Source organism: Burkholderia sp. Bp9143 (genome assembly GCF_003853645.1).
In the GTDB taxonomy this organism is placed as follows: Bacteria; Pseudomonadota; Gammaproteobacteria; order Burkholderiales; family Burkholderiaceae; genus Burkholderia.
Map to the genome: position 1 here is coordinate 60,441 of NZ_QTPO01000032.1, position 16,783 is coordinate 77,223.

Annotated in this window: 13 protein-coding genes; 6 read left to right on the forward strand and 7 right to left on the reverse strand. The window is 68.8% G+C overall.

Annotation, left to right across the window (positions count from 1 at the left end; genetic code table 11):
- The first annotated feature begins 206 nt into the window (after positions 1 to 206).
- The gene (locus DIE23_RS23420; protein WP_124614316.1) at positions 207 to 995 is read left to right on the forward strand and encodes a sulfite exporter TauE/SafE family protein; all 789 of its coding nucleotides are present in this window, start codon (positions 207 to 209) and stop codon (positions 993 to 995) included.
- A gap of 156 nt (positions 996 to 1,151) precedes the next feature.
- Here the strand turns inward: DIE23_RS23420 and DIE23_RS23425 are convergent, their stop codons facing one another.
- Entirely contained in the window at positions 1,152 to 2,987 is a 1,836-nt protein-coding gene (locus tag DIE23_RS23425; RefSeq protein ID WP_124614317.1) for a S10 family peptidase, read from the reverse strand.
- Between DIE23_RS23425 and DIE23_RS23430 the strand changes: the two genes are divergently transcribed.
- Entirely contained in the window at positions 2,978 to 3,388 is a 411-nt protein-coding gene (locus DIE23_RS23430; protein ID WP_260436149.1) for a hypothetical protein, read from the forward strand. The genes DIE23_RS23425 and DIE23_RS23430 overlap by 10 nt on opposite strands.
- Positions 3,389 to 3,599: 211 nt before the next feature.
- On the opposite strand, the gene DIE23_RS23435 is transcribed toward DIE23_RS23430, so the two are convergent.
- Together DIE23_RS23435 and DIE23_RS23440 are read right to left on the reverse strand one after the other, a co-directional pair.
- Positions 3,600 to 5,690, reverse strand: a complete 2,091-nt coding sequence (locus DIE23_RS23435) for a D-(-)-3-hydroxybutyrate oligomer hydrolase (RefSeq protein ID WP_124614318.1) — start codon at positions 5,688 to 5,690, stop codon at positions 3,600 to 3,602.
- 241 nt (positions 5,691 to 5,931) lie between these two features.
- On the reverse strand, positions 5,932 to 6,297 hold the full coding sequence (locus tag DIE23_RS23440) for a BON domain-containing protein (RefSeq protein WP_124614319.1): 366 nt from the start codon (positions 6,295 to 6,297) through the stop codon (positions 5,932 to 5,934).
- Between the two features lie 443 nt (positions 6,298 to 6,740).
- On the opposite strand from DIE23_RS23440, the gene DIE23_RS23445 reads away from it, so the two are divergent.
- The 3 genes from DIE23_RS23445 (at position 6,741) to DIE23_RS23455 (ending at position 9,935) form a co-directional block, all read left to right on the forward strand.
- Positions 6,741 to 8,186 carry a TAXI family TRAP transporter solute-binding subunit gene (locus DIE23_RS23445; RefSeq protein WP_124614320.1) on the forward strand — a complete coding sequence of 482 codons (1,446 nt, stop codon included), beginning with the start codon at positions 6,741 to 6,743 and terminating at the stop codon, positions 8,184 to 8,186.
- Between the two features lie 93 nt (positions 8,187 to 8,279).
- Entirely contained in the window at positions 8,280 to 8,918 is a 639-nt protein-coding gene (locus tag DIE23_RS23450) for a 2-hydroxychromene-2-carboxylate isomerase (RefSeq protein WP_124614321.1), read from the forward strand.
- 69 nt (positions 8,919 to 8,987) lie between these two features.
- Positions 8,988 to 9,935 (forward strand): LysR family transcriptional regulator, encoded by a 948-nt coding sequence (locus DIE23_RS23455; RefSeq protein ID WP_124614322.1) that lies wholly within the window; start codon positions 8,988 to 8,990, stop codon positions 9,933 to 9,935.
- Positions 9,936 to 9,978: 43 nt separating this feature from the next.
- Here DIE23_RS23455 and DIE23_RS23460 read toward each other — a convergent pair whose 3' ends face one another.
- From DIE23_RS23460 to xdhA, 4 genes are all read right to left on the reverse strand, one after another.
- Complete coding sequence (locus DIE23_RS23460; RefSeq protein ID WP_124614323.1) at positions 9,979 to 10,380, reverse strand: polyketide cyclase; 402 nt, start codon at positions 10,378 to 10,380, stop codon at positions 9,979 to 9,981.
- A 98-nt stretch (positions 10,381 to 10,478) separates the two neighbouring features.
- Entirely contained in the window at positions 10,479 to 11,141 is a 663-nt protein-coding gene (gene xdhC / locus DIE23_RS23465) for a xanthine dehydrogenase accessory protein XdhC (RefSeq protein WP_124614324.1), read from the reverse strand.
- An 84-nt stretch (positions 11,142 to 11,225) separates the two neighbouring features.
- A complete protein-coding gene (gene xdhB / locus DIE23_RS23470) occupies positions 11,226 to 13,598 on the reverse strand; it encodes a xanthine dehydrogenase molybdopterin binding subunit (RefSeq protein WP_124614325.1) in 2,373 nt (790 codons plus the stop codon).
- An 18-nt stretch (positions 13,599 to 13,616) separates the two neighbouring features.
- The gene (xdhA, locus tag DIE23_RS23475; protein WP_124614326.1) at positions 13,617 to 15,188 is read right to left on the reverse strand and encodes a xanthine dehydrogenase small subunit; all 1,572 of its coding nucleotides are present in this window, start codon (positions 15,186 to 15,188) and stop codon (positions 13,617 to 13,619) included.
- 349 nt (positions 15,189 to 15,537) lie between these two features.
- Here xdhA and DIE23_RS23480 point away from each other — a divergent pair, with 349 nt between their 5' ends.
- Entirely contained in the window at positions 15,538 to 16,752 is a 1,215-nt protein-coding gene (locus DIE23_RS23480; protein ID WP_124614327.1) for an MFS transporter, read from the forward strand.
- The last annotated feature ends 31 nt before the right edge of the window (positions 16,753 to 16,783 follow it).

A 16,783-nucleotide genomic window follows, 5' to 3' on the forward strand; every position in this document is an offset into this window, starting at 1 on the left:
GCCAACGCCGGCGCGCCGTCCCGTCAGGCCCGGCACCTGTTCAAACGACCGTTTGACCCACCGCGAACGGCCCGTCCGGCGGTCCTTCTCGGCCGATTTTTAACGTAGTCGTACACCGACGCGCCACTTTTGCGACAATGGCGGACTTTGACGCGCGCGCCGCCGCCGCGCGCCGCCGCCGAACGCCGCATAACCGCCTGCTTCCGATGTCGCTTCCCCATATCGATCTGCTGTACTCCCTGTCCGGCCTGTTCGTCGGCATTCTCGTCGGCCTGACGGGCGTCGGCGGCGGTTCGCTGATGACGCCGATCCTCGTGCTGCTGTTCGGCGTCCACCCCGCGACGGCGGTCGGCACCGACCTGCTGTACGCGGCCGCGACCAAGGCCACCGGCACGCTCGTCCACGGACTGAAAGGGTCGATCGACTGGCGCATCACCGGCCGGCTCGCGGCCGGAAGCGTCCCGGCCGCGGCCGTCACGCTGTGGGTGCTCCACACGCACGGAATGAACTCGCCCGGCACCGCGCGGATGATCCAGCTGGTGCTCGGCGTCGCGCTGCTGCTCACGTCGCTCGCGCTGATCTTCCGGCCGCAACTGACCGCGCTCGCCGCGCGCAATCCGCTCGCGCCGAGCCCCGCACGCACGCTGTGGTCCACCGTGCTGACGGGCGCCGTGCTCGGCGTGCTCGTGTCGATGACGTCGGTCGGCGCCGGCGCGATCGGCGTCACGGTGCTGCTGCTGCTGTACCCGACGCTCGCGACCGCGCGCATCGTCGGCTCCGACATCGCGCACGCGGTGCCGCTCACGCTCGTTGCCGGCATGGGCCACTGGTTGCTCGGCTCGGTCGACTGGTCGATGCTGCTGTCGCTGCTGCTCGGCTCGCTGCCCGGCATCGTGCTCGGCAGCCTGCTGTCGGCGCGTGCGCCCGAGCGACTGCTGCGCAACCTGCTCGCCGCGACGCTCGTCGGAGTCGGCGTGAGGCTCGTGCTCGCGTAACGGCGCCGCCGGGCGCCGCCTCCAGCCGCCGGCACCGCTCCCCTCTGAAAAAAACAGCCCGACCGGCCTGCGCCGATCAGGCTGTCGTCCATCCGGGGCCTCGCGAACCCGCACCTCCCTGCGCAAGACCGGGCCGCGCGGGCCGCAACGCGATGCTTACTGCCCCTGCTGCTTCAGCTGTTGCTGCTTCAACTGCTGCGTGCGCGCCTGCAGCTTCAGCACGCGCTGCAGCGCGGTACGGTTCGCGAGGATCCCGTCGTAGAAGTTGCCGAGATCGCCCTTCAGCGCGGTCCGCGACGCGTCGTTCAGGTAGATCATGTGGCCCGACGGATAGTTCTTGATCGTCAGGTTCTGCGCCTTGAGCGTCGGATCGAGCGGCATCTGCGCGAGCGTCAGCTCGGTCTGGTGGAACGGCGTGACCGCGTCGAAGTAGCCATTCGCCGACAGCACCTTCAGGTCCGGGTTCACGCTCATCGTCGCCGCCAGGTCGCCGGCCGTGTACAGCGTATTGCCGCCGCCCCTGTTCGCGCCGGTCGGGTCCGTGTGGCTGAAGTCCCAGTTGTTGAAGACCTGGTCGTTCAGGTCCACGAACGACGACGTCGACGTGTACTTGAGGTCGGTGTTGATGTAGCTGTTCCACAGCACCGTGTACGCGCCGCCGACGTTCGTGATCGACGGATCGTTGCTGCCCGAGTTCGGCAGGATGTACGGCGCGATGCCCTTGCCCGTGAAGTTCGCGCGACCGTCGTACTGGCCGATCTGCGTACCGGGCACGAGCGTCAGGAAGAACGTGTACGGCGGGTTGTCGTCCGACGACGGCACGTTGCCGAGCGCGGCCGGGTTGCCGAAGGTCTGGATCAGCGACGTCGGATCCGTGCCGATGTACGCGCCCATCTGCTGCGCGGTCTGCAGGTTCAGGTTCAGCCGCACGTTCACGAAGCCGCCGTCCTGCGGGTTCGGCTTCTGCGCGAGCGGCGCGAGCGTGTTGTCCGCGTAGTTGCGGGCCTGCACCATGTACGCATCGAGATCGGTCGGCGTCGGGTTGAGGGTAGTCTTCTTCCAGTAGAACGCATCGGCCGCGAGTGTCGGGAAGGTGCCCGGCGCGGACAGCGCATTCGCATAGTCGAGGATCGACGACTGCAGCGTGATCCCGTTCAGGTCGATGCCGTCCTCATGCAGCACCCACGACACGACCGCGCTACGCGCCGTGCCGTACGACTCGCCGAACAGGAATTTCGGCGAGTTCCAGCGCGCGTACTTGGTCAGGTAGCGCTGGATGAAGCGGTCGATCGAGTGCGCGTCCTGGTCGGTGCCCCAGAAGTCCTTGTTCTTCGCCGGGGCGATCGCCGCCGAGTAGCCGGTGCCGACCGGGTTGATGAACACCAGATCGGTGCGGTCGAGCAGGCTGTCCGGGTTGTCGAGCAGCTTGTACGGGGCCGGCGGCGTGAAGTTCGGGAACGACGACTGCAGGCGTTTCGGCCCGAACGAGCCGAGCAGCAGGTAGACCGACGACGAGCCGGGGCCGCCGTTGTAGAAGAACGTGACCGGGCGCGGCTTCGACGGGTCCGGGTTGTCCTGCGTATATGCGACGTAGAACATCTTCGCGTTCGGCGCCGACGTGATCGGGTCGATCGTGGTCAGGTGCCCGGTGGTGGCCGTGTACTGGACGGTCTTGCCGCCGATCGTGACCTGGCGATGCACGACCGCGGCCCCTTCGGTCGAATCCGTGACCGCGTCGTTCGGCCCGGTGCCGTACACGTCGTTGTCGACGTACGGCTGGTCGGCCGGGACGGCGGCCGTTGCATTGGTGCTGGCCGACGTACTGCCGGTCGACGTCGTCGCGGCTGCCGCGGTGGCAGCGCTCGGACCCGACCCGTCGTCGCCGCCGCACCCCGTGACGAGCAGCGCCGCCGCCGCGGCTGCGGCGAGCGGCACGCTCAGTGTCGTTCCAAATAGCGCGAAACCGTCTTTCAAGGACTTCAGTGTCGTCATTATTGCCTCTCGAACAGAACGATAAATACCGCCGGCCGCAAAGGATCATTTGCGCCGGCGCTCCGCACCGGGAGCGCATTCGTTTTGCGATGCACCCCGAGTTTTTTACCGAATCGGCAAATACCGACCGGCACGATTTACCCCACCCATATTCCGCGACCACACAATGGAATCAATTCCATTGCGAACGACAATTCAATAACGTGCAGCAATGCGAATTCAGGCGCGCCCTCTGCATGCGCGAGAAACGACAAGCAAAATCATCCCCCGCAAAGCCCGCCGGACAAGGCGCCTTCGCGTCAAACGGACGAACAATCCCCCTCGGCGAAATGCCGATCAATCGCGAAACGGCGACCAATCGCAACTCGAGCCGATCTAATAAAATCGAAAGGATCGATTAACTATACGGAAAGGAATATTGTCTTTACGGGAATTTATTAAATTAAGTGAAAATATCGGCGCATAATAGTTTCCGGGTTTTCCGCCGTAAAGTAATAATTTGTTACAGCGCGCGACATTCCGATAAAGGTCAATACGGGACCGATTCCAGACGCTGAAAAGAAAAAAGCCGGACGACGGTCCGGCTTCCGTATTGCGGCGCGGCGGGCGCGCTCAGAGCGGCACGTCGATCGCGCCGGCGCCAGCCGTGATCGCGTTCGCGCCGGGGGTCGCCGAGATCGGCGGCAGGTTCGTGCTCGTCAGCGCCGGCGCGGCGCCCGGCGTGCCGCCGCGCGGCACCGTGCGCACCACCTGCGACGGCGGCAGCGCGGCACCGCTCTTCAGGTGCCGCCACATCAGGTTCAGCGCCTGGAGGTTGTAGTAGTGGACCGGCACGAAGCGCGTGTCGAAGCCCGCGACGGGCAGGAACGCATCGAAGTGCTGCCCGTTCGTCACCTCGTAGAACACGAGCTGGCTGCGGCTGCCTTCGCTGATGCTGTTCTGCGCGACGTACGCGCGCGACGCGTGATTCACGGGCACGAGCGCGTCGCTGCGGCCCTGCACGATGATCGCGGGCTTGCCCTGCAGGTTCGCGTTCACGCGCACCGCATCGACGTTCGTCGACATGTCGAGCATCCCGTTGGTCCACAGCTGGCGCAGGCACAGCGCGCCCGCGAAACTCGCGTCGGGCGTCGCGAGCCGGTGGTCGACACCCGCGCCGGTGTTGAACACGAGATTGACGCCTGCCGTCGGCGGCACGCCGTTGCCCAGGCCGAACACGGCCGGCATCGGCGACGTGGCGGGCGGCGCGACCGCGCCCGTCGCCGCATTGGTCGTCGCGAAGCTGAAATTGCACAGGTTGTCGGTCACGCGCGAGCGCGTGTACGCGTTCGCATAGGTGACCGCGATCGCCGGAATCGCCTGCGAATCCCACATCGGCGCCTGCAGCAGGTCGGAATCGACGAGATAGCCGGCCGCATGCAGTTGCGCGAGCGCGTCGGCCGCCTGGCTCTGCGTATCGGCCCCCGACACGAGCCCCGCCGCGGCGAGCGTCGCGCAGCGCTGCGTGCGGATCGACTGCGTGGTGGCGGCCGGCAGCGCGCTCAGGTACGGTGCGCCCGCGAGCGACGCCGATGCGGCCGCGCACGGCTCCAGCAGGTTCGCGAGCGTCGCGTAGTCGGCCAGCGGCCGGCCGAACGACGGCACCGGCTGGCCGCCCTCGCGCACGACCACATTCGGCGCCATCCGCACGTTGACCTGCGGCTCGCCGACCACGACCGCGGTGATCCAGCGGCGCGTGTCCTGCTCGGCCGCCGCGAGCGCCGCGCCGCCGCCGTTGCTGACGGACGCGGCGATCGTCGTGATGTCGCCCGGGTGGTAGCGCACGCCGTGATTCGAGCTGTCGAGCAGCGGTCCGAACTGCTCGTTGAGCGCCCAATAGGCGAATTCGACCGACTGCAGCGTCGCGCGCCCCCAGTCCTGCTCGGGATTCTGCTGCGAATGCGCGTGCTTGAATGCGTAGCGGTTCGGGAAGCGGCTGTTGAACGCGGTCAGGTCGCCGCTCGTCACGTTGGCGGTGAAGAGACTGGCATTGCCGGCGAGCACCGCGTCGGCGAGCGTGCCGTCGATCAGCGTGATCGTGTCGGAGCCGAGTTCGTGCGCGCCGTTGCCGCCGCCCTTGTCGTTGTACGCGACCGCGCAGCCGCGCTTGAGGCCCCACTCGCCGGCCGCCGAAATCGCGCCATACACGCCGCGCGAACCGGACGACGTCGCGGTGACGATGCACGGCTGCGCCGGATCGAAGCTCGCGGGCACCTGCACGAGCAGCGTCACGTTCTTGCGGCCGCTGCCATCGTCGGAATACGCGAGATATTCCGTGCCGGGAATCTTGCCTTCGCCGAGCGTGTCGTTGCCGTCGAGGTCGACGTTCGGCCCCCAGAAGCGGCCGTAGCCGCCGTTGGCGCTCATGTCGACGAGCGCGCGGTAGTTCGACCAGATCGCGACCCGGCGAAGTTCGACGCTCGTCGGCCGGGACGGATTCGCGAACGCGGGCGCGGTGGCGGCGGCGAGGCCCGTCTTGCCGAGACCGGCCGTCAGCAGGTCGTCGCTCGTGCCGTCATAGGCGGTGGTGCGCACGCTGCCGGACACGAACCCGGGCAGCCGGTTGCGCTCGCCAGAATCGTCGCCGTTGCAGGCGCCGAGCACCGCGACCGCGACCAGCGCCGCGCCGAAGAGAATCCGACTGCCCCACCCGTGCGTCGTCATTGCCGCCCTCTCGATATCGTTATCGGTCCGCCGCTGCGTCGTGCGCAGCTCGCGGCCTCTCAAGAAAACACCGGGGCCGCCCAAGGTTTTCCGCCCCGCAGGCAGCCCCCTTGGGGGATACCCGCTCGGGGGCCTGGCGCGAAGCGGCAGGTCCGGGGGCATTCTAAAGCGCAAACGGGCCCCGGCACGCCGGGGCCCGCCTGAAAGCGGGCGCGCGGCGCTGGCGCGCCGCCGCCCGGCATCATTGCTGCTTGACCTTCAGCTTGTTCGTGACCGACGTCACGCCACTCACACCCTTCGCCGCCTCTTCCGCCTTGTCGATCTGTGCCTGGTCGGGCACCGTGCCCTCCAGCGTGATCGCGCCGCCCTTCGACCGCACGACGAGGTGCGCCACGTCGATGCCACCTGCCTTCGTAATTGCCTTGCGCACCGCGTAGCCGAGCTTGCTGTTCGCCTTCCTCGCGGCCTTGGCCGCGGCCTTCGGCGAGCTCGCCGCCGCGGCCGGCGCCTCGGTTGCCGCCGCATCGCTGGACTGCGCGTATACGCTGCCCGACAGACAGGCCGCCACGGCCACAACACCCAACGCTCTCAACACGATCGACTTCATGCTATCTCCTTGTAACTCCGGAACGGCCGTGCACAGTACGGCCGGATACCCCCAAAGGCAGCCGGCCCGCGCGCGAACGGGCGGGACGGCCGATGATTTCCACGGCGATGCGAGAGAGGCGACACGGGCCGGCGGCCGGCGCGCGCGAATGCGGGCCGGCCGGGCCGGACAGCCGCCGGCCGGACGCGCCCGGTCTCATTGCGTGCCGGGTCGCGCGCGAATCGGGCGCGGCTGCGTCGCACAATGTAATCCAGCGCCCGCCGAAGCGCAAAGCTTTTGACGCGCGGCCGCCCGCGCGCTCGCCCCTGCCCGCCGCCGCGCCACGGTGTCAGACTCGCGCACGCCGGGCGAAACCGGGTACCATCGCCGCCAGAACGTGCATCGCGTGCCTCGTCCGTGACGGCCGTCATCGATGCGTCACGCCCGTGTCATCCGCCCACTCCATGAAGCCAGCTCGCCCTCGCCCGCCCCGCCGCATCCTCACCCGCTTCGTCGCGGTGTCGTGGCGCGACCTCGCGCTGTCGATCGGCCCCACCGTGCTGCTCTCGGTCGCGGCGGTCTGGCTCGCGGTCAGGCTGATCCAGCCGGCGCCGCCGTCCACGCTCGTGATTTCGTCCGGCCCGCCCGGCAGCACCTACTGGAACGCCGCGCAGAAATACAAGGCGATCCTCGCGAAGAACGGCGTCACGCTCGACGTCCAGTCATCCGAAGGATCCGCGCAGAACCTCGCGCGGCTGTCGAACCCGAACGCCCCGGTCGACGTCGGCTTCGTGCAGAGCGGCATCGGCCCGAAGGAGCGCGACGAACACCTGGTATCGCTCGGCAGCATCGGCTACGTGCCGCTCGCGATCATGTACCGCGGGCCGGTGGTCGCGCGCCTGTCCGACTTCAAGGGCAAGCGGCTCGCGCTCGGCGCGGAGGGCAGCGGCGCGCGCGAATTGAGCCTGGCGCTGCTGAAGATGAACGGCATCGAACCGGGCGGCTCGACCGAGCTGCTGCCGACCGCCGGCGAGGACGCCGCGGCCGCGCTGCTCGACGGCAAGATCGACGCCGCGTTCCTGTCCGGCGACTCGACGCAGATCCCGGTGATGGCGAAGCTGTTCCGCGCGCCCGGCGTGCACGTGTACTCGTTCACGCAAGCCGAGGCCTATGCGCGGCGCTTTCCGTACCTGACCGCGATCACGCTGCCGATGGGCGTCTACGATCTCGGCCGCAACCTGCCGCCCGCCGATCTCCATACGGTCGCGCCGACGATCGAGCTGGTCGCGCGCGATACGCTGCACCCCGCGCTGTCCGACCTGCTGATCGAGGCCGCGCGCGAAGTGCACGGCCACGCGACGATCCTGCAGCACGCGGGCGAATTCCCGTCGGCCGTCACGCGCGGCTTCCCGCTGTCCGACGATGCGGGGCGCTATTACAAGTCCGGCAAGACCTTCCTGTACCGGCGGCTGCCGTTCTGGGTCGCAAGTCTCGTCGACCGGCTGCTCGTCGTCGTGGTGCCGCTGATCGTCGTGCTGATCCCCGGGCTGCGGCTGGTGCCGTCGCTGTACGGCTGGCGCGTGCGTTCGCGCATCTACCGGTGGTACGGCGCGCTGATCGCGCTCGAGCGCCGCGCGCTCGGCGAGCATACGGCCGAGGAGCGCGTCCAGTTGCTCGACGAACTCGACGACATCGAGGAAGCCGTGAACCGGATGAAGATGCCGCTCGCGTATGCGGGGCAGTTCTACGTGCTGCGCGAGCACATCGGCTTCGTGCGCGAGCGGCTCACCGCGCACGACCACGACGCCGCGTCGGGCACACCCGGCGCCGGCGGCCTCGTGGCCGCGCGCGGCGGCCCGGCGGCGCCATCGGCCGGCGAGCCCCCCCGGGCGACTCCCGGTTCCGCGTGAGCGGCCAATCCGCGATCATTGCTGCATCCACGCGCCGCCGCGTAACATGAAGGCCACCGCCAGGCACGCACGCCCCACCCTCTGGAGATCGCCATGACAACCGGCCTCGACACTGCCCAACCCGCCTGGTTCTTCGACTTCGTGTCGCCGTTCTCCTACCTGCTGCTCGAACAGCACGACAAGTGGCCGGACGTGCCGTTCGAACCCGTCGCCGTGTCGCTGCCCGACCTGCAGCGCCATTGGGGACAGCGCTCGAGCGCCGACGTGCCGGCCAAGCGCGTGTTCACGTACCGCCACGCGCTGTTTCGCGCCGAACAGCTCGGCATCCGCTTCAAGATGCCGCCCGCGCATCCGTTCGACTCCGACAAGGTGCTGCGCCTCGCGATCGCGCTGCGCGCCGACACCGCGACCGTGCTGGAAATATTCCGCTTCATCTGGCACGACGGCAACGATCCGTCGACGCCGGACGGGTTCGCGGCGCTGTGCGAGCGCGTCGGCGTCGGGCACGGCGACGAGTTGATCGAATTCGAGGAAACGAGCGCGCAGTTGCGCCGCAACACCGACGACGCGATCGCGCTCGGCGTGTTCGGCGTACCGACCTTCTGGATGAACCAGCAGCTGTTCTGGGGCGAGGACGCGCTGCCGATGCTGCTTTACTGCGCGCGCACGCCGACCTGGCTCGAATCGCGCGAGGTCAAGCGGATCAGCATGCTGCCGAAGGGGCGCGCGTGATGGCCGGTATCACGCACGCGAACGCGCGGCTGCGTTAAGGTTACGCTTCACCCGAATCACCCCGCCCCGATGGAAGACGACGACCGTACCGCCTCGCTCGATATCTGGCTCGTGCGCGTGTTACGCACGCTGCTGCTCGAGCGCAGCGTCACGCAGGCCGCGTTGCGGCTGAACCAGACCCAGCCCGCGATCAGCACCGCGCTGCGCAAGCTGCGCGAGACGCTGAACGACCCGATTCTCGTGCGCGGCAAGTCCGGGATGGTGCCGACCGAGTACGGCGCGTCGCTGCTCGGCGCCGCGACGCGCGCGCTGCGCGAGGTCGACTTCATCGCGACGCCGCACGGCGACTTCGACCCGTCGTCCGCACGACGCACGTTCCGCGTCGCCGCGCCCGACTACCTGAACGATTTCTTCATGCCGACGCTGATCGAACGCTTTCGCGACACGGCGCCGCATGCGCATCTGGAAATCGACTCGCTGAATCCCGCGCTCGATCACGCGGAGGCGCTCGAATCGGGCGCGCTCGATCTCGTGATCGGCAACTGGCCGAAGCCCGACCCGCAGTTCGCGCGCCAGGACCTGTTCTCCGACACGATCGTGTGCCTGATGCGCGACGCGCATCCGCTCGCCCGTGAACCGCTCACGCGCGAAGCCTACGCGTCGGCCGCGCACGTCGCGCCGACGCCGTACACCGGCGACAAGCGCAACGCGATCGAGATCGGCCTCGCCCGCGCCCGCCTCACGCGTCGGATCGTGACGACGCTGCCGTACTTCGGGATCGTGCCGCAGGTGCTGCTGCAGTCGGACCTGATCTTCACGACGACGCGCCGCTTCGCGACGCACTATGCGCGGCTGCTGCCGCTCGTCGTCGTCACGCCGCCCGTGCCGTTCCCGCGCATCAAGAGCTACCTGCTCACGCACCCGCACCCCGATCGCCCGACCGACATCGCGTGGCTGTGCGCGCTGATGCAGAGCGTGTCCGACGAGCTGACGGCCGCACGCGGCCGCAAGCGCTGAACCGGCACGGGATGGCCCGCGCGGGATCACGCAGCGCGGCCGCTCAGGCCGTGCAGAAGGTTTCCTGCAGATGGGTCCAGCGCACGACGCCTGCCGCGTCGCGCGCGAACACGGCGGTCGCGCGACGCGCGGGCAGTTCGCCCGACGCCGCCTGCTGCGCTTCGAGATAGGTGAGCACCGCATGCGACGCGTCGGCCAACAGCACGCGGAGGTCCGACAGCGCGATGCGCAGCCCCGGCTTCGCGCCGCCGAGCTTCGTGAACAGCACGCGCGTGCCGTCACGGTCGAGCGCGCGACCGTCGGTCATGATCATCGTGAATTCGGCGGAGAAAGGTGCAAGCAGCGCATCGAGCGCCGCGGGTGAAGTATCGGTGCCGGACAGCCAGCGCTCGATGGCGACGAGGCTCGCATCGAGCGCGTCGAGATAGACCTGATGATCGGACATGGTGCCTGCACGCAAGGACGCGCGGCCCGATGCCGCGCGATCCGTGCAGTGTAGGCAAAAACGCGCCGAGGTGCGCCGGGGGTATCGGCTGCGCGTCGTCAGCGCGCGCAGCTCACGTCGTCGCGCACGCGCCCCGCCGCGGCCGCCTTCGCATCGGCCACCGGCATGCCCGAGCGGGCCTGCAGCAGTTCCGCGCAGACCGCCACCGCGATCGCGCCGGGCGCCTTGTCGACGATGCCCGCGACGCCGATCGGACACACCATCTCGGTGAGCCGCGCCGGATCGACGCCGCGCGCGGCGAGCCGGCGCTCGAACTTCACGCGCTTGGTGCGCGAACCGATCATCCCGAAGTACGCGAAGTCGCGCCGCCGCATGATCTGCGCGGCGAGCGAGAAGTCGAGCGCATGGTTGTGCGTCATCACGAGGAAGTACGCGCCGGGCGGCGCTGCGTCGACGACGGCCTCGGGCGTATCGGTCGGCTCCGGCTGCACGTTCGGCGGACATTCGTCCGGGAACAGCTCGTCGCGCGTATCGACCCACTGCACGACACACGGCAATGCGCCGAGCAGCGTGACGAGCGCGTGACCGACGTGCCCCGCGCCGAACAGCACGATGTGCATCGGCGGCGGCGCGACGGTCGCGCGGTTACGCTGGCCGGTGCCTGGCGCGAACGTCTGCGCGGGCGTGGTGCCGCACGCGCCGTCGCACCCGGCGACGGGCGCATGCGACGCGGCACGCAGCGAACGAGCGGGCCCGTTCATGTCAGCCTCCGCCGGGCCGCCCCAAGGAGGCTGACTGCCCCCTCGGGGGCAGCGAACCAAGTGAGCGTGGGGGCCATTTTCATCTCAGCCTGCCCGCGCGGCGCTCGCCGCACGCACCGCATGCACCGCATGCACCGCGCGCAGGATCGACTCGCCGGTGGCCGGCGCGTCGAGCGGCGGATTCACCCGGTAGTCGCCAACCGCGGCAATCGCGTCGCGCACCGCGAAGAACACGGAGAACGGCAGCAGCAGCGGTGGCTCGCCGACGGCCTTCGACCGGTGGATGCTGTCCTCCACGTTGCGGTTCTGGAACAGCCGCACGTTGAACTCGGGCGGCGTGTCGTTGACGGTCGGGATCTTGTACGTGGACGGCGCATGCGTCATCAGCTTGCCGCCCTTGTTCCACCACAGCTCCTCTGTCGTGAGCCAGCCCATCCCCTGGATGAACGCGCCTTCGACCTGGCCGATGTCGAGCGCCGGGTTCAGCGATGCGCCCACGTCGTGGAGTGCATCGACGCGCAGCGTGCGCATCTCGCCCGTCAGCGTGTCGATCACGACTTCCGACACGGCCGCGCCGTACGAGTAGTAGTAGAACGGCCGGCCCTGCAGCTTCGACTGATCCCAGTGCAGCTTCGGCGTCGCGTAGAAACCGTCGGACCACAACTGCACGCGCGCGAGGTATGCCTTCGCGATCACTTCGCCGAACGGCACGCTCGCGCCACCGATCCACACGAAGTCGTTGCCGAACTTCACGTCGGCCGCATCGACCTTGCCGTCGCCGAACTGCTTCGCCGCGAATACCGCGAGGCGCTCGCGCAGCTGGCGCGCCGCATCCTGCGCGGCCTTGCCGTTCAGGTCGGAGCCCGTCGACGCGGCCGTCGCGGACGTGTTCGCGACCTTGCTCGTGTCGGTCGCCGTCACGCGGATCCGGCCGAAACGGATGCCGAGCTCGTGCGCGACGACCTGCGCGACCTTCGTGTTGAGCCCCTGCCCCATCTCCGTGCCGCCGTGGTTCACGAGCACCGAGCCGTCGGTGTAGATGTGCACCAGCGCGCCGGCCTGGTTGAAGTGCGTGACGTTGAACGCGATGCCGAACTTCACCGGCGTGAGCGCGATGCCCTTCTTCAGCACCGTATTGCGTGCGTTGAATTCGCGCACGCCCGCGCGCCGCGCGCGGTAGTCGCTCGTCGTCTCGAGTTCGCCGAGCAGTTCCTGCAGCACGTTGTCCTCGACCGTCTGCCCGTAAGGCGTCACGTTGCGCTCGGTCTTGCCGTACAGGTTCGCGTAGCGCACGTCGAGCGGATCGCGGCCGAGCGCGCGCGCGACGTCGTCGAGGATGTACTCGATCGCGAACGCGCCCTGCGGGCCGCCGAAGCCGCGGAACGCGGTGTTCGACTGCGTGTTGGTCTTGCCGCAGTAGCCGGCGATGTCGACGTCGCCGAGCCAGTACGCGTTGTCGAAGTGGCACACCGCGCGCGTCATCACCGGGCCCGACAGGTCGGCCGAGAAGCCGCAGCGCGACGTCATGTCGAGCGCGACGCCGTCGAGGCGGCCGTCGTCGTCGTAGCCGACGTCGAAGCGGTAATGGAAGTCGTGCCGCTTGCCGGTGATCATCATGTCGTCGTCGCGGTCCGGACGCAGCTTCACCGGGCACAGCAGCTTCCACGCGGCGAGCGCCGCGCAGCACGCAAACAGGCCCGATTGCGATTCCTTGCCGCCGAACCCGCCGCCCATCCGGCGGCATTCGACCAGCACGTTGTGCGACGCGACGCCGAGCACGTGCGCGACGAGGTGCTGCATTTCGCTCGGGTGCTGCGTCGAGCAGTACACGTGCATGCCGTCGTCGTCCTTCGGCACCGCGTACGCGATCTGTCCTTCCAGGTAGAACTGCTCCTGGCCGCCGAGCAGCATCTCGCCCGACTCGCGATGCGGCGCGGCGGCGAGCCGCGCGGCCGCGTCGCCGCGTGCGAGCTTCAGCGGCGGGATCACGTAGGTTTCGGCCTTGCGCGCGTCCTGCGCGGTCAGGATCGCGGGCAGCTCCTCGTAGTCGACCTGCGCGCGGCGCGCGGCAAGCCGCGCGGTTTCATGCGACGTCGCGACGACGATGAACATCGGCTGGCCGACGAACTGCACGATGCCCTTGGCGAGCACCGGATCGTCGTGGATGATCGGACCGCAATCGTTGACGCCGGGGATATCGTCGGCCGTGAACACGGCAACCACGCCGGGCGTCGCGCGCACCTCGTCGAAGTTCATCGAGACGATCTTCGCGTGCGGCTTCGCGGACAACCCGAGCGCCGCGTGCAGCGTGCCCGCGACGAGCGGGATGTCGTCGGTGTAGGTCGCGCGCCCGCTCACGTGCAGGTGGGCCGATTCGTGTGCGCGCGATACGTGCACCTGGGCCGCGTCGGCCTGCGGGTCGAGGGTGTTCAGGAACGGTTCTGCTTGCTGGTTCATGTTCGGTGTTCTCCGTCTTCAGACGCGCGCCGACGCATCGGCAACGTCGGCGCCGGCTTCGGCGGCCACTTCACGCACGTTCAGCGCTTGCGGCGGCAGCGGATCGTGCGGGCGCGTCTCCAGCCAGAATCGGTACATCAGGTTCTTCGCGGTATCGAGACGATACGCGCTCGTCGCACGCATGTCGGTGAGCGGCTGGTAGTCGAGCTCGAGCGCCTGCATCGCGGCCTGCGCGGTGGCTTCGTGCCACTGCGCGCCGTCGAGCAGGCCTTCCGTATGCGTCGCACGCTTCGGCGTCGCGGCCATCCCGCCGAACGCGATGCGCGGCTCGCGGATCAGTTCGCCGTCCGCGATGAACGCGAACGCCGCGCACACCGCCGAAATGTCGGAGTCGAACCGCTTCGACAGCTTGTAGGTGCGGAACTGCAGCTTCGCGCGCGCGCCGGTGCGGGTCGGCACCTTCACGCCGACGACGAATTCGTGCGGCGCCATGTCCTTTTGCTGATAGCCGGTGTAGAGCGCCTCGAGCGGCAGCTCGCGCACCGTGTCGCCGCCGCGCAGCACGACGCGCGCACCGAGCGCGATCAGGCCCGGCATCGAGTCGCCGATCGGCGAGCCGTTCGCGACGTTGCCGCCGATCGTCCCCGCGTTGCGGATCGGCAGCGATGCGAAGCGCTTCCACATTTCGGTCAGTTCCGGATACGTGCCGGCGAGTGCCGCATACCCGTCCTCGACCGTCACGCCCGCGCCGATCTCGATCCAGTCGTCGCCGTGCACGACGTGCTGCAGTTCGGCGATCTGGCCGACGTAGATCAAGTCGTCGAGACGGCGCATCTGCTTGGTAACCCACAGGCCCATGTCGGTACTACCGGCGAGGAGCCGCGCGTCCGGGCGCTCGACCTTCAGCGCGGCCAGCGCGTCGAGCGTGCGCGGCGCCGCGAAGCGCGCGCCGTCGAGCGTCGTGTAGTCGAACGTGTCGTCGCGCTTGAGCGACGCGAGCGTGCGAGCCAGCGCGGCCGTGTCGACCGGTGCCGACGGCGCCGGCGCACCTTCGCCGGTCGCATCGAACATCTGCACGGCCGCATCGACGATCGGGCGATAGCCGGTGCAGCGGCACAGGTTGCCGGTGAGCGCATCGGCGATCTCGGTGCGCGTCGGCACATCCTTCGCCTTCGCGCACGCGCTGCCGCAGCCTTCGTGGCCGTGCTTCTCGTACAGCGCCCACATCGACATCACGAAGCCGGGCGTGCAGAACCCGCATTGCGAGCCGTGGCAGTCGACCATCGCCTGCTGCACCGGATGCAGCGAACCGTCCGGCTGGCGCAGGTCTTCCACCGTCAACAGCGCCTTGCCGTCGAGCGTCGGCAGGAACTGGATGCACGCGTTGACGGCCTTGAACTCGACCGCGCCGGCGTCGGTCAGTTCGCCGACGACGACCGTGCACGCGCCGCAGTCGCCTTCCGCACAGCCTTCCTTGGTGCCCGTGCAGTGCGCATCCTCGCGCAGGTACTGCAGCACGGTGCGGGTGACGTCCGCGCCGCTGACTTCGCGGACCGCGTGACGATGGTAGAAGCGAATCGGCTCACTCATGTCTCTATGGTTCTTCAAGTGGGGGCAAGGCGGCCTGCGCGGGGCGCTCGACCGACGTTTCTCTGACAGTTTGCACGCTATCACCATCAAATTCCGCAACCCATAGCCCATCACGCATGGGGCCCATATAACTGCCGCGATATGAGCGCCGGGGCCGCCCGTCAGGCGTCGCACGCCTTGCCCCGCCTGGGTTCCGGGCCCGCCCGCACCGGTCCGTCAGCGATTCGTCAGCACCGAAAACGGGTCGCGATTAACTAAACGGTACCTGCGTGAAAACCGGTTCCATGGGAAAATCCCGATTCCGTTTTTCGCCGCCTTCCGTTCCGTTTCGCTCATTCGATCCGACCCCATGTCCTCCGATTCCGTCACACCGCCGCGCAGCGGGTTTGCCGTCACGCTGCAAATCGTGTCCGTCGTCTGCTTCACGTTCATCTGCTACCTGACCATCGGCCTGCCGCTCGCCGTGCTGCCGGGCTTCGTCCACGACGACCTCGGCTTTTCCGCGATCGTCGCGGGCGGGGCGATCAGCGTCCAGTATTTCGCAACGCTCGCCTCGCGCCCGCTCGCGGGGCGCTTTGCCGATACGCTCGGGCCGAAGCAGACGGTGTTGCGCGGGCTGATCGGCTGCGGCGTGTCGGGCGTGCTGCTGCTCGTCGCGCTGCTGCTGGCTCACTGGCCGGTCGCGAGCCTCGTGCTGCTGGTCGCGAGCCGGCTCGTGCTCGGCGTCGGCGAAAGTCTGTGCGGCACCGGTGCGATCCTGTGGGGCATCGGACGGGTCGGCGTCGCGCACAACGCGAAGGTGATCTCATGGAACGGCATCGCGACCTACGGCGCGCTCGCGCTCGGCGCGCCCGTCGGCGTCGCGATCGCGCATACGCTGAATCCGGCGCTGATCGGCGTGATCGTGATCGCGCTCGCCGCGATCGGCTTCTACCTCGCGCGCCTGATCGCTTCCGTGCCGCTCGTGCACGGCGAACGGATGTCTTATGCGAGCGTGTTCACGCGCGTGCTGCCGCACGGCCTCGGCCTCGCGCTCGGCTCGGCCGGCTTCGGTTCGATCGCGACCTTCGTCACGCTGTACTACGCGGCGCGCCACTGGCCGAACGCCGCGCTGTCACTGACCGTGTTCGGAACGCTGTTCATCGGCGCGCGACTGCTGTTCGCGAACACGATCAAGACCTACGGCGGCTTCCGCGTCGCGATCGTGTCGTTCGCGTTCGAATGCTCGGGCCTCGTGCTGCTGTGGCTCGCGCCCGTGCCGCACGTCGCGCTGGTCGGCGCCGCACTGACCGGCTTCGGCTTTGCGCTGATCTTCCCGGCACTCGGCGTCGAGGCCGTCGCGCTCGTCCCGCCGGCGAGCCGCGGCGCGGCGCTGTCCGCGTATTCGGTGTTTCTCGACCTGTCGCTCGGCATCACGGGTCCGCTCGCCGGTTATGTGGCCGGTGCGTTCGGCTATCCGCAGGTGTTCCTGTTCGCGGCGGCGGCCGCGGCGGCGGGCGTCGCGCTGTCGATGGCGCTGTACCAGCGGCAGGCGCGGGTCGCGGCGAGCGGCGCGGCGGCGTGAGCGGGCCGCTCACCGGACGACCTGGCGTCCA

Coding starts and splice junctions, on each gene's coding strand:
- DIE23_RS23420 (WP_124614316.1), top strand. CDS start 207: ATGTCGCTTCCCCATATCGATCTGCTGTACTCCCTGTCCGGCCTGTTC.
- DIE23_RS23425 (WP_124614317.1), bottom strand. CDS start 2,987: ATGACGACACTGAAGTCCTTGAAAGACGGTTTCGCGCTATTTGGAACG.
- DIE23_RS23435 (WP_124614318.1), bottom strand. CDS start 5,690: ATGACGACGCACGGGTGGGGCAGTCGGATTCTCTTCGGCGCGGCGCTG.
- DIE23_RS23440 (WP_124614319.1), bottom strand. CDS start 6,297: ATGAAGTCGATCGTGTTGAGAGCGTTGGGTGTTGTGGCCGTGGCGGCC.
- DIE23_RS23445 (WP_124614320.1), top strand. CDS start 6,741: ATGAAGCCAGCTCGCCCTCGCCCGCCCCGCCGCATCCTCACCCGCTTC.
- DIE23_RS23450 (WP_124614321.1), top strand. CDS start 8,280: ATGACAACCGGCCTCGACACTGCCCAACCCGCCTGGTTCTTCGACTTC.
- DIE23_RS23455 (WP_124614322.1), top strand. CDS start 8,988: ATGGAAGACGACGACCGTACCGCCTCGCTCGATATCTGGCTCGTGCGC.
- DIE23_RS23460 (WP_124614323.1), bottom strand. CDS start 10,380: ATGTCCGATCATCAGGTCTATCTCGACGCGCTCGATGCGAGCCTCGTC.
- xdhC (WP_124614324.1), bottom strand. CDS start 11,141: ATGAACGGGCCCGCTCGTTCGCTGCGTGCCGCGTCGCATGCGCCCGTC.
- xdhB (WP_124614325.1), bottom strand. CDS start 13,598: ATGAACCAGCAAGCAGAACCGTTCCTGAACACCCTCGACCCGCAGGCC.
- xdhA (WP_124614326.1), bottom strand. CDS start 15,188: ATGAGTGAGCCGATTCGCTTCTACCATCGTCACGCGGTCCGCGAAGTC.
- DIE23_RS23480 (WP_124614327.1), top strand. CDS start 15,538: ATGTCCTCCGATTCCGTCACACCGCCGCGCAGCGGGTTTGCCGTCACG.